This window comes from Fischerella thermalis PCC 7521 (genome assembly GCF_000317225.1).
GTDB lineage: Bacteria > Cyanobacteriota > Cyanobacteriia > Cyanobacteriales > Nostocaceae > Fischerella > Fischerella thermalis.
The window spans coordinates 26,249-38,853 of record NZ_AJLL01000052.1 but is presented as its reverse complement, the minus strand read 5'-3'; the positions used below and the strand labels follow the sequence as shown (position 1 = coordinate 38,853).

Genomic DNA, 12,605 nt, shown 5'->3' with positions numbered 1-12,605 from the left:
CATGAAAGCAGTCCTAATGACAGCACCTGGCAATCCTGAAGTTTTGCAACTACAGGATGTAGCAAATCCTAGTGTATCTGTTGGTGAAACTGAACTTGTGGTACGATTAAGAGCAGCTGGTGTTAACCCCATTGATACCAAACTTCGCAAACGTGGCACTTTTTACCCCGATCAAATGCCTGCAATTTTAGGATGTGACGGTGCAGGTATAGTTGAGGCTGTTGGCACTGGTGTAAAAAAATTCCGTGTCGGGGATGAAGTATATTTTTGCAATGGCGGCTTGGGCGCACACCAAGGCAACTATGCTGAATACACTACAGTAGATGAGCGTTTTGCTGCCCACAAACCCACATCTGTATCTTTTGCAGAAGCAGCCGCAGCACCCTTAGTCTTAATTACCGCTTGGGAAGCTTTATACGAACGTGGCAGACTAGAACCAGGGGAAAAAGTTTTGATTCATGCTGGTGCTGGTGGTGTTGGTCATGTAGCCATTCAACTGGCTAAACTTAAAGGTGCAAATGTCTGCACAACAGTCAGTTCTCAAGAGAAAGCAGATTTTGTCAAACAGCTCGGTGCAGATTATCCAATTTTGTACAAACAAACAGATTTTGCGCAAGCAGCTTTAGATTGGACTGGTGGTGAAGGCGTAGACTTGGCTTTTGATACCGTCGGTGGAGAAACTTTTCACAAAACCTTCCCAGCAGTGCGGATTTATGGCGATATTGTGACGATTTTAGAACCAGATGCCAATACAGTTTGGAAAATTGCCAGAAATCGCAATCTCCGCATTGGTTTAGAATTAATGCTCACACCAATGCTGCAAGGAATCCTAGAAGCACAGCAGCACCATGCAGATATCTTGGCAGAGTGTGCTAAATATATCGATGCAGGTAAGTTAAAGATTCATGTCAGTCAGGAATTACCATTAGCAGAAGCCGCAAAAGCCCACCAGTTAATTGAATCTGGCTCGACGACGGGTAAGATTGTTTTGGTGATCTAAATAGAGACGTAGCAATGCTACGTCTCTACAGGTTGGGGTCGTCATTTATCCTTTGTCATTCGTCATTTAATCTTGGATTGACCCCACAGATAAATCTGCTTTCTTGAGAATTCTGGATTATTGCATCAGGCTGACTCAGATAAAAACGGTAGCATATACAAAGATTCATCTTGCATACACTCAGCAACAAACACAAACACAGCTTGCGGTTCAAAGGTTGTAAAAGTTCGTAGTTAGGGCTTTAGCCCTTGGAATTATATCAAGTCCGGCTAATTACTTACGATATTATTCTGATGCAGTTGGGCATTGGGCAAGAGATTTTTCCCATTACCAATTACCCATTACCCATTACCGGCCTTCACAGATATGATAAGTCTTTAAACGGACATGATATTAAGCGATAAATCGCTCACTACGAACCTCTCATAAATCATGCGATAGACTACTACCAGATTCTAATCTGGAAAACATCAACTCCTAAATTACATACTTTCCTTGAAATACTTGTTTAGCAGGACCTGTCATATAAACCCTTTGATCAACTTCTGACCAGGCTATTTGCAAACAACCTCCAGGCAATTCTACAGTAGCAGTGCGATCGCATCTCCCTGCCAGCACCCCAGCCACCAAAGCAGCACAAGCACCAGTACCGCAGGCGAGAGTAATCCCCGCACCACGTTCCCAAACGCGCATTTTCAGGTAATCTGGGCGGACAACTTGAATAAATTCAGTATTTGTGCGTTGGGGAAAAACTGGGTGATGTTCAAACTGGGGACCAATATGATCTAGGGGAATTGCTGCTACATCTTCTACAAAGGTTATGCAATGGGGATTACCCATACTTACACAGGTGACATCCCAAGATTTCCCTGCGACTTCCAAGGGTTGGCTAATCACTTTTTGATCAGCAGGACATAGGGTAGTAGGAATCTCACCAGCCAGTAACCTGGGGATACCCATATCTACTTTCACTTGTCCATCCGACATCAGTTCGGGTGTAATTACACCAGCGAGGGTATGAATCCGATATTGATTACTCTGTCGTGACTCACCTTCCAACTCAGCCAAAAAAGCAGCTAAACAACGAATCCCATTCCCACACATTTCTGGTTCCGAACCATCGGAATTAAAAATCCGCATTGTGTAATCAGTATTATCTTCACCTGGCATAGCAAAAATAATACCATCAGCACCGATGCCAAAATGGCGATCGCACAACTGCACCGCTTGCTCTGGAGTGATTACAGGTTCACAAGAAAAGCGATTATCAATCAAAATGAAATCGTTCCCCAAACCGTGATACTTAGTAAATTCTATTGCCATTCCCAAAATCCATGAACTATATTTGTGTTTTATTCGTTGTTGGTTGTTTATTAATTTTGCCAATCAACTACCAACCACTAATTAACAACTAATACTTATGATTACCGAATTTGACACCTCCTTACCCAGCACTCGCCAATTACAAAACCTGATTAAACAAGCAACACCAACTGAGATCAAATTGCTGACGGGTGATATATTGACCGGAAGAGTAATGTGGCAAGACCAATATAGTGTGTGTCTTGTTGATGATAACAGTCAACAGGTGATGATTTGGAAGCAGGCGATCGCTTATTTCAAGCCTCTGAGTAATTAGCAAATATATTTTTTAAAATTGAACACAGTCTGTATACTTAACAAACATCCATATTAGGAATTTGATACTATTAACAAAGTGGGCCATCCCCTACAAACCAACCCAAGTGATTTTTATCAGCCCTTTCTAGGTGGATAAAAATCCTGAAAAAATTCCCAAATTTAGGTCTTTTCACCTTTGTGTCTTAGTGTCTTTGTGGTGATAAAATTAACTTTGGAACCACCAAGGCACTAAGACACCAAGGAAAATATATTTAACCACCAAAGGGCTGGTGATTTTTATCTGTAACAGCTACTTTAAATAAATCAACAAATTCAACCCTGGAATGGTACGAGATAATGTCCACAATAGTAGGGTGATGTAAAGTATTCCCAGGCTCCACTGATACCAAGCTAATGTGGAGATGATACCGGGGAGGTGTTTGTCTCGTAGGCGAACGTCATTAAAGCCTAATCTTAGAAGATTGTTGAGGCTAAAGTCGTAGTAGTTCAGCCAATTCCAACGCCGATCCCATAGTAATGGCATGTAGCGATCGCGAAATATTTCATACCTGGGTATTACTGGTAAGCGTCCAATTAGCAATCGTAACTGTCGCATACTTCCGTCTTCTGTGAAATAGGAAGTGTCCATTAAGTCGTGATAGCGTCCTTGTTGATATAGTCGCAATAATAAAATCACTGGTACGGGAACAATGATGATCACAAGACACGCTAGTGTCAACCAAGGTTGTTCAGCGCTGCGAAAAATAGCCAACAATCCCAACAGTGTTAAGACACTAAAGCTTGTCAACATCCATATACTTTCGTCAACTGTGGGAATAATGGCGCTAGGATACAGGCGACGTAGCCGATCTATCAGCCAAAATAACCAGCCAAAATAGGCGATCGCAATAGTCCCCACACCAAATACTAGGCGAAAATCTGTACCGTAACCAGAAAGTAGTAACAGTAAGCTCAAGGTTAGCCAATTCCAAGCTAACAGTAACCACCCACCCAAAAACAAAGGTTCACCAACGACGATTTGTGGGCTGAGTTTGGTGTAAGTTTCTAAATCAATATCTGCTAAAGAAAGTAATTCGCTAGTGTTGCGAAAGGGTTTAATTTGTCGGCGACGGATGATGGCTTCTGCTTGAGTTGGAGAGAAACCCAGGTTAACTAAACTTTTTTTTGAGGCGTCATTAATATTGATACCAACCAAACGACGGCTTAATTCTGCTAGCCGTAGTTGCTGTTTTGTATACTCTATCTGATTAGCATCAGCAATTTGCTGCAACTGCCGAAAATTTTGCCCTAAATTCCGCAAGACGTTTTGATTACCTTGCAATGTCGCTACAACTAGCTTTTTACCAATTTGACCAGAATTTCCTAAAATTTTAGCTTGATTCGAGTTAAAAGCCAATCCAGATACATTTAAAAAAGCAGTTTTAGCAAATCCCGCATCACTAAAATCTGCTTGGTTAAGAATGCTAGCACCCCGCAGATTCACTGGTTGATGAAATTGTGCTTCTCGAAAAGTGACGGCTTGCTCAAAAGTCGCTTCCTCTAGAAATAGGAACTCATTGAAAATAGCTTTGGTAAACTGTGCGGAATTAATAAAACGTACCCCAGAAAAATCTGCATTACCTTGCCACTGAGCGCGATTAAATTTAGCCAACAGTTTAAAATTGGCTTGGTTAAAGTTGGCGGTGTCTGCAAAAAAGCTTTCCTGAAAATATGCGTTTTCCTGAAATTGTGTTTGCTTAAAATTAGCCTTGTCAAAAAAAATACTACTTTGCCATTGACTCTCCCGCCGAAAAGTCGCATTGGCAAAGCTAGCGGAACGACCAAACCGTGTTTCTTGCCAATTGGCTTGTTGGTTAAAAATTGCACCTTGGACATTGACAGATTGCAGAAAAAATGTGTTACTAAACTGGACTTTGCCAGTAAAATGAGTTTTTTCTAAAACTAAGGATCCACGAAAAACACTGATATCACTAGCAGCAGCTGGAGTTGCTAAAAGCGAGCGACAATCTTTGGAACTCGGTAAAGCAACAGTCAGTGATTGTAAGCAAACTACCCGTAAACTTTCGAGTTGTTCTTGTTCAGCAGCAGTGAAAATGGGAGCGATCGCTTGTGCATAAAGAGGGGTTCTTAAACCCAAGTCACTACCAATAAAATCCCCTTGAATCAAAGAATTACTTAAGTCTAACCCCAAAGGTTTAGAACCAGTTTTTTGTAATTCTTTTCGCAGCAGTTGGTAAAAAGCATCACGGAAAGCTGCATTTTCTGGTCGTAAATCAATCATCATCTGCCGTAAATCTACTGATAGGCTACCTTCACGGACAGTAGGTGTACGCAATCTTTCCTGCAACAGTTCTAAAGTTAAGGGTGTCCGTTCCGCTTGGGGAAAAGCAGGTAGGGGAAATAAAAACAGCAGCAACATCAACAAACCAATTATGTTTCGGCTTCGCATATTCGTAGGATGCTCTTCTTTTTTTCTGCTTCGCGCACTTTGCGTCTTTGCGGTTCATTACATAACAAAAATCGTCAGGCAAAATTATCTGACGATTTATCCCATATCCAAACTAATTAATCAACCAAAATTTTCAATCAGCGTCAAAACAATGTATTTAAATTTGAGGAACACTTGTATTGGTTATCTAAGTGTAGGCGATCGCAGCAAAAACCTGTCACAGCATAGCTGTAACAGGAGTAAAACTAATATTCGATTGTGGCTAATCTTAAATTAACTGAGCCATTCTAAAACTGCTTCTTCCTTAGTGTTGGTATTACGTGATGGAGTTTCACGATTAAACTTCATGTGAATTGAGCGGGTTTGCTCACCATCAGCTGCAACAGCCATGATTGGGTAGTCAATCAAGCCATCCTGGAAGGACATTTGGAAACGGAATGTACCATCTGGATTTAACTTAATTGGACGACCGCCAATGGTAACAGTTGCATCAGGTTCGGTTGCACCGTAGACAATTAACTCAGCATCCGCAATTAACCAGAATTTGCGTGGACGCATAGGTACGGCGGAAGCAGAGAAGCCAACACCGGACATACCCACACCAGACATGGTTAAACCAGATACAGTCGGAACTGCCCACATACCTACACCAGAGGGGAAGACGTAGGAACTGATCGCCTGTTCTGGAGTTACTGAACCAGGAACGTGTTGCATGGAACCGAACAGAGAACCTGCAACCCGTTGGGCTTCGGCAGATTCTGCCAAGCCAAAGATTTGGTCGTATATAGGGTTGCCATTTGCCGCAGCAGCAGCCTTCTTGGCAGGGGGAACCAATTCGTAGAAAGTCTTGCCACGCAAATCTTCTTCAAAGTTGACGGTGATGAAGACGTCTTCAATCCAGTCTGAAGGATAGACAGGAGGAACGTGGACAGGAGCAGAACGAGCCAAGACTAACCAGCGACCATCAGCACAACGGTAGCCGATATCGATAACATAATCGCGATCGCTTACTGGAACTGGCAAATACCATTCCCGCGCCAGTTCATCACAGGGATACTCCTGAATGCTGTGGGGACTTTGGTACTCCAAGTTGATGTCGGTAACATCATAAATCCGCAGCGCCAGTTGTTGTCCGCCTTGGCGTCGCAATTCTTCTTTATGCTCGTTAGGAACATCCCAATAAGCATAAGCCCACTGGGGATCTCGAGGCATCAGAACAATGCGGCTTTCACCATAACCATCTGGTAAGTCGCCAATTCCTTCGTCTACATCAACTAGAGTGCCACCAGTGCGATCTTCTTGACCCAATTCAAATTTTGCTGCTTCCACGGTTTCCTGTGCCTCCAATGAGAAAGATTGGCTGGGGGATACTTTGCTGCGTTCGATTTCTTGTATTGCTGCCAACAGCTGCGATTTACGCATTCGGCTATATCGAGAGACACCATAAACGCTCGCTACTTTGCGTAGCTGCCGTAATGTCATCTCTTCTAGCGGTGGTCTTTCTTTTGCCATGAATTTTGGCCTCCAGTCGTTTGAAAGGTTAATAATGTACCCTTGTCTATTGAGTGGATGATTCAACCCCATCCACCCCAGATTAACTTTTGCTTCTCGACTCCTGTTTTGCCTAAATCAATTAGGTTTTTAGTGTTTTTTTATATTGCGGGTCACTCCCTTTCAATTTCCTGTCATGCCAAAATCAGCATTTTCTTATTTTGGGAGTTGAGGAGTCTTTATGTTAAAAAATACTAACTGTTCACCTCCCCCTGGGATCAAGAGGCCGCTATGCTTGTTTTTAATGTTTCCACGAATTTTTTAGCTGTTTGGGGATCTCTTTGTCATTATTTTATGACATAACAGTCACGAAAAGAACCATTTAGTCAAGTTTTCATGATAAATGAATTATAAGTTCATGCTATGTCAGCAAAAACATTGACTTATTGTTATGAAATATTGATATTTTTAACCGAATAGCAACACCCATAAAGGCAACATTAAAAGTAGTAACACTGTGGAGATGATGATACTGCTGGCGATTAAATCGCGGTCGAGATTATATTCTTCTGCCAAAATGAGGCCAGCAAAAGCCGAGGGCATACCAGACATCAAGACCATTGCTAAACGGCGATCGCCTGATAACCCGAGTAGCCATGTGGTTAGAACGCCAACAAGTAAGGGTATAACGCAGACTTTGATAATAGCGGCAACAAAAGCAGGTTTTATACTTTTCCATCCCTGTAATTGTGCTAAACGAATACCAGTCAGCAAGAAGGCACAGGCAATGACAATACTGATACACCCTTGCAATCCTGATTCAATAGTTTGTGGAAACTGGACTTTTTGAGTGAGAGTACCAACCAGAAAAGCCCACAAGCAAGGTACAGTCAGCACCTCACGCAGTTGTATCCACCAGGAATTAGCAGCTTTTGATTGACTAAAGTAACTAGCAACCACAACTCCAAAACCGTAGGGACCAATGACATTGTGAGTAATACTGTAAAGTACAGCCCAGCTCAAAACCTCAGAATTAATTAAAAATGGGGCGATCGCTAAACCCACAAAACCAGTATTTCCCAGGACAGCAGCAAGTATAAAACTCCCATGAGCATGAGAGTACTCTTTAAATTTCCATAAAATCGGCAACACCACCATCAAGCCCAAAAGTAATGTTGCGACTGTAATTATTGGTACTATTAAGGGCAAGCCTATCTCATGATTAAAATTACCCAATTGGCTTTGACGAGCCAAGGCAAACAGTTCTAGTGGCACACCAATCCAGTAAAGACCCCGACCTAAGAACCGAGGCAACCATTGTGGTAAAAATCTACATATAAATAGCCCCAGACTTGTCCATACAATCAGGGGCATATAAGCATGAAACAGAGTTTCTGTCATAAATATTACTTACAATCACCAAAAAAAGAGACAGACTCTACCTTAATTAATTCACCCTAATTAACAATAACTAAGAAAGAAGCAAGAAGGAAACAGAAAAAATCACAGCCAAAAGTAGACGATTTAATATTCAATTTTATTCTTCTGTTGACAGAAACGAAAATTCTGTAGTCTTGCATGGAAAGAAACTGAAAAAATTTATGTTTGATTAGCCACGTAGACGTACTGGCTGTTTACCCTCCACCTGCTCTATCACTCCACCGATGACACTACTTTGTCCATAACCCAAACCTTTGAGTGCAGCTAAGCATCTGTCGGCTTGTTCTATGGGAATCGAAGCTAAAAGACCACCGGAGGTTTGTGGGTCGAACAACAAAGGATAATTGGAGTGATTTTCCCCTATATACAAGTTAGAAATATAACGCGAATTACTTAAATTTTCTGGATGTAGAGAACTAAAAATCTTTAATTCTACAGTTTCCCTTGCACCTGCCAAAACTGGGATAGCCTCTAGTTCTAACTCTACTGCCACTTTAGAAGCCTGCACCATTTCCATCAAATGTCCCAGCAAGCCAAAGCCTGTGACATCCGTACAAGCTGTAGCCCCATGCTGTAATAAACATTTAGCTGCTGCTTGATTGGATAACAACATCGACTCTACCGCACCCTCAATCCACCGACCTTTGGCTTGGCGGCGCATATCAGCAGCGAATAATGTCCCAGTTCCCAAAGCTTTAGTCAAAATCAATACTTGTCCCGGTTGCATTCCACCTTTACGTAGTAATTTATCTGGCTCACCTAAGCCATTACAACTTAAACCAAATCCAAGTTCTACCCCTTCCGTTGTGTGTCCACCAATCAAAGGTGCTTGTGCTTTATTTAACACTTTTACTGCACCAGATAAAAGCTGATACAGAGTTTCTTCGACTTTGGCTGGCGCAGCATAAGGAATAGTAGCTAACGCCAAGGCACTTTGCGGAGTTGCTCCCATGGCAAAAATATCACTCAAGCAATGATTGGCGCTGATTTGACCAAAAATATAAGGGTCATTAATCAAACTAGGAAAATAATCTATCGTTTGCACCAATAATCGATTAGCTGGCACTTGCACTACAGCCGCATCATCGGGTGCATCTAAACCAATGATGATATCTTCTCTATCTTTCCCAAGAGGTTGTTCTAATTTGATCCTATGGAGGACTTTGTCTAAAACTGTACCACCCACTTTAGAACCACATCCAGCACAGCGCATCACCGAATTTTGGATTTTGGATTTTGGATTTTGGATTTGATAATTCCTATCCTCTTGCCATCTCCCCATCATCCCATCACCCCATCGCTCCAGTCCCTTACTAAACCTTTCCATAAAGCGGCGATCAATCCAGTCTTTCCACTGCCACAGTAAGCGATGCGGAGGTAAAGTAAAGGGGCCACGTGTGGCGATCGCTCTACCATCGCCTGTACCTATTAAACTTAGATATTGTTTCTGTGGTATGTAGGGTTTGAGGGGTTTGCCTAGTAAAAACCGCCGCAAGTTCTCAAATAACGGTTTTCCTTGTCGCACTGCAAACACTCCTGCTTTCGGACGTGGGTGATTGACCATCGTGGCAATATCTCCCGCAGCAAATACGTAAGCATGAGATAAAGATTGCAATGTATCATTTACCAAAATAAAGCCTTGCTCATCAGTTTCTAACCCAGCAGCCTTTAACCACTGTGGTGCAGAAGCTTGTGTCACCCAGAAAATGCGATCGCACTCAACTGTCAAACCAGATTCGCATCTAACTTTACCTGGTTCGACTTTACATACACTTTCGCCTAAATGCAATTGTATACCCCGTTTGCTCAAAAGCTGCTTGACTGTGCGCTGTGCAGACCAATGAGAATTAGGCATTAGTTCCGTATCCCGGTGGAATAAATGAATTTTCAAAGCTCCCTGTTTTAGGGTATTATGGTCGATAACTTCTCTTTTTGAGAAAAATTTGAGGGGATATACTTTGCATACCTGATACAAATGAGCTTGCATCGATAACGCTAATTCCACACCACCTGCCCCCCCTCCTACAATCCCAATACTCAATGGCTTTTGCGGATTGTCAGCTATATCTTCTAGTAGTTGATACCAGTGTTTTAGAAGGTTAGACACTGGTTTTGCCCCGATAGCATATTCTGCTGCACCTGGTACAGATATTGTGGCTGGTGTGCTACCGATATCTACTGATAATAGATCAAACCCTACTTCTGGACGGTCGACACAAATCACTTTTTTATTTTCCAGGTCAAGACCAACTACTTGGTCAATATACAATTGCGCTTTGGCAAAATTCGTGAGTAGTCGCAAATCAATATGACATTGGTCATGGGTGTAAAAACCAGCAATATGCCCTGGTAGCATTCCAGAATAAGGTGTATCAAATCTATCAGTTATTAAAGTTAATCGGATTCCACTAAGAGGTTTCATTCCTAACATGAACAGAGCTATTGCATGACTATGACCACCACCAATTAGTACTAAATCTTTAGTCACAGGCTGTATATTTTGCTTCATATATAAAGTTGATGACAGGCGATATTGGATAATTATATGGTTGTATTTTGGTCAATTATTGTGGTTAAAGAGTTTTTCCTTCGCCACATAATTATCAAAGTAGGGTGATGTCAAAACCTCATTTTTAAAAGTGATGGATAAAACGGCGTGTCACCCGGTAATCGGTAATTGGCAAGAACTTGTTCTAATTTTTCCAATTAGCAATTGACAATTACCCTTAGTTGCCTATAGCTTTGCACTCGGCGCCTCAACAACCCCGTGATTGCATCTTGGGCGAATCTCCCTAATTTTATTCGGGGGTGTCCCCTCAACAAAAAACTAAAATCAGATTTCCTCTATCATGCCTAATCAGTAAAATATTTTCACTTTGTGATTACAAGACTAAAACTTTTGCCTCTTGGAGTCCTCCCGATAGCAGGAATGGAGCGATATGTATAGCTAGATTGTGGCAAATTGATATAACAATTAATAATCAATAATCAATCACAAAAGAATGATTAATCTTGAGATTGCATCTTATGATAGATATTGAAATTTGTTGACAAATGATATACTCTTTTTTTTCAATAATTGTCCGTAATAATTCTGTGTAGTGAGGATTACTATCCATATGTCTGGCAGGAAGACAGACGCATTCAAAAGTTGGTTGATAGCGATCGCAATTTTATTTAGCCTATCACCGAATGTAATATTCTTTGCAGTTTCACAAGTTGAGGGATTATCCAATGAACAAAAAGTAGTTAGCAGAAATCAAGCACTAAACACAACAGCGACCTTATTTGTAGGATTAGCAGTGATAATTAATGCTTATTATGCAGCCAAGCGTACCGAAGCATTAAAAAAGAGTGCGATCGCAGCTGAAAAAAGTAATGAAATAGGCGTTCAAAATCTACAACTAGCCCAAGAACGGTTGATTACAGAGCGCTTGACAGCAGCAATTACCCAGTTAGGGCATGAACACGTAGCGACGCGCACAGGGGCAATTTATGCCCTAGAAAAAATTGCCCAGGAATCACCAAAACAGTACTGGACAATAATGGAAATCCTGAGTGCTTTTGTGCGAGAAAACAGTGGTATTAAGCCAGAGCAGGAAAATACTTTGGAAGAACTGGGCAAGGTTACCAAAGTATCCACAGATTTACAAGCAGCTCTCACCGTTATTGGTAGACGCAACTGGGAACAAGACCAGGAAAATCAGCAACTCGATTTAAGGAATACTGATATAAGACAAGTAGACCTATCAAATGCCAACTTGCAACGCCTAGATTTGCGGGGAGCAAACTTGACAAAAGCCAACCTCCAGAAAGCTAACTTGTTTGCAGCAAATCTCGAAGGTGCAAAGCTTTGTAGTACGACTTTGTATGAAGCCAATTTGCAATCATGCAATCTCCAAGAAGCTAACCTCCATGGGGCAAACTTAAATCGAGCTAACTTGAGTGGAGCTAACTTGCGATCTGCAAACTTGTCTGGAGCAAGCCTGCGTGCAGCTAACTTCTGTGAAGCAAATCTGTATAAAGCTAATTTGCAATCTTGCAACCTTAAAGTTGCCAACCTCTCTAAAGCCAAGTTATTTCTTGCTAATTTACAAGGTGCAAAGCTCGGCAAAGCTAACTTGCAAGAAACAGGATTAATTGGTGCAAACCTCAAGCAAGCTAACCTCAATGGAGCAAATTTACAACAAGCAAATTTGAATGCAGCCAAACTAGAACACACAGAAATGTTTTTTGCCAACTTGTCTGAAGCTAGCCTGAGAGAAGCCAACCTCTATGGGGCTAATATGATGGGAACCAACCTGCAAAAAGCTATGTTCCATGAAGCTAATCTCTGTGGTGCGAATCTGATGGGAGTAGACTTATTCGGCACAAATTTGTGTGATGTGAAATTGTCGGGAGCAATTCTGACAGGAGCTAAAAACTTACAATCACATCAAATAAGGTTTGCAGTGGGCGATCGCACAACTGTTTTACCAGATTACTTGGATATTCCCACACATTGGATGCGCTCAGAACACTCACAAAAATCTGTGGCAGAAGCTGAAACTTGACTTGCACACAATCATAATTGTGGTGTAAAGC

8 protein-coding genes are annotated in these 12,605 nt (G+C 41.7%); 3 read left to right on the top strand and 5 right to left on the bottom strand.

What is annotated here, in order from left to right; translation table 11 throughout:
• The first annotated feature begins 1 nt into the window (after position 1).
• The gene (locus tag UYK_RS0111770; protein WP_009460213.1) at positions 2–1,000 is read left to right on the top strand and encodes a zinc-dependent alcohol dehydrogenase family protein; all 999 of its coding nucleotides are present in this window, start codon (positions 2–4) and stop codon (positions 998–1,000) included.
• Between the two features lie 477 nt (positions 1,001–1,477).
• Here UYK_RS0111770 and dapF read toward each other — a convergent pair whose 3' ends face one another.
• Positions 1,478–2,323, bottom strand: a complete 846-nt coding sequence (gene dapF, locus UYK_RS0111765; protein ID WP_009460212.1) for a diaminopimelate epimerase — start codon at positions 2,321–2,323, stop codon at positions 1,478–1,480.
• 97 nt (positions 2,324–2,420) lie between these two features.
• Here dapF and UYK_RS0111760 point away from each other — a divergent pair, with 97 nt between their 5' ends.
• On the top strand, positions 2,421–2,639 hold the full coding sequence (locus UYK_RS0111760) for an Hfq-related RNA-binding protein (protein WP_009460210.1): 219 nt from the start codon (positions 2,421–2,423) through the stop codon (positions 2,637–2,639).
• Between the two features lie 291 nt (positions 2,640–2,930).
• On the opposite strand, the gene UYK_RS0111755 is transcribed toward UYK_RS0111760, so the two are convergent.
• The 4 genes from UYK_RS0111755 to selD form a co-directional block, all read right to left on the bottom strand.
• On the bottom strand, positions 2,931–5,090 hold the full coding sequence (locus UYK_RS0111755; RefSeq protein ID WP_009460208.1) for a pentapeptide repeat-containing protein: 2,160 nt from the start codon (positions 5,088–5,090) through the stop codon (positions 2,931–2,933).
• A 273-nt stretch (positions 5,091–5,363) separates the two neighbouring features.
• Positions 5,364–6,602, bottom strand: a complete 1,239-nt coding sequence (locus UYK_RS0111750; protein ID WP_009460206.1) for a DUF4912 domain-containing protein — start codon at positions 6,600–6,602, stop codon at positions 5,364–5,366.
• A 447-nt stretch (positions 6,603–7,049) separates the two neighbouring features.
• Positions 7,050–7,982 carry an AEC family transporter gene (locus UYK_RS0111745; protein WP_016871455.1) on the bottom strand — a complete coding sequence of 311 codons (933 nt, stop codon included), beginning with the start codon at positions 7,980–7,982 and terminating at the stop codon, positions 7,050–7,052.
• Between the two features lie 208 nt (positions 7,983–8,190).
• On the bottom strand, positions 8,191–10,530 hold the full coding sequence (gene selD, locus UYK_RS0111740; RefSeq protein ID WP_009460202.1) for a selenide, water dikinase SelD: 2,340 nt from the start codon (positions 10,528–10,530) through the stop codon (positions 8,191–8,193).
• 610 nt (positions 10,531–11,140) lie between these two features.
• Between selD and UYK_RS0111735 the strand changes: the two genes are divergently transcribed.
• Positions 11,141–12,574, top strand: coding sequence for a pentapeptide repeat-containing protein (locus tag UYK_RS0111735; protein WP_009460198.1), 1,434 nt, complete (start codon positions 11,141–11,143; stop codon positions 12,572–12,574).
• Positions 12,575–12,605 lie beyond the last annotated feature (31 nt).

Excerpts from the sequence above, each read along its gene's own strand:
- UYK_RS0111735 (WP_009460198.1), top strand. The coding sequence starts at position 11,141 with ATGTCTGGCAGGAAGACAGACGCATTCAAAAGTTGGTTGATAGCGATC.
- UYK_RS0111760 (WP_009460210.1), top strand. The coding sequence starts at position 2,421 with ATGATTACCGAATTTGACACCTCCTTACCCAGCACTCGCCAATTACAA.
- dapF (WP_009460212.1), bottom strand. The coding sequence starts at position 2,323 with ATGGCAATAGAATTTACTAAGTATCACGGTTTGGGGAACGATTTCATT.
- UYK_RS0111770 (WP_009460213.1), top strand. The coding sequence starts at position 2 with ATGAAAGCAGTCCTAATGACAGCACCTGGCAATCCTGAAGTTTTGCAA.
- UYK_RS0111750 (WP_009460206.1), bottom strand. The coding sequence starts at position 6,602 with ATGGCAAAAGAAAGACCACCGCTAGAAGAGATGACATTACGGCAGCTA.
- selD (WP_009460202.1), bottom strand. The coding sequence starts at position 10,530 with ATGAAGCAAAATATACAGCCTGTGACTAAAGATTTAGTACTAATTGGT.
- UYK_RS0111745 (WP_016871455.1), bottom strand. The coding sequence starts at position 7,982 with ATGACAGAAACTCTGTTTCATGCTTATATGCCCCTGATTGTATGGACA.
- UYK_RS0111755 (WP_009460208.1), bottom strand. The coding sequence starts at position 5,090 with ATGCGAAGCCGAAACATAATTGGTTTGTTGATGTTGCTGCTGTTTTTA.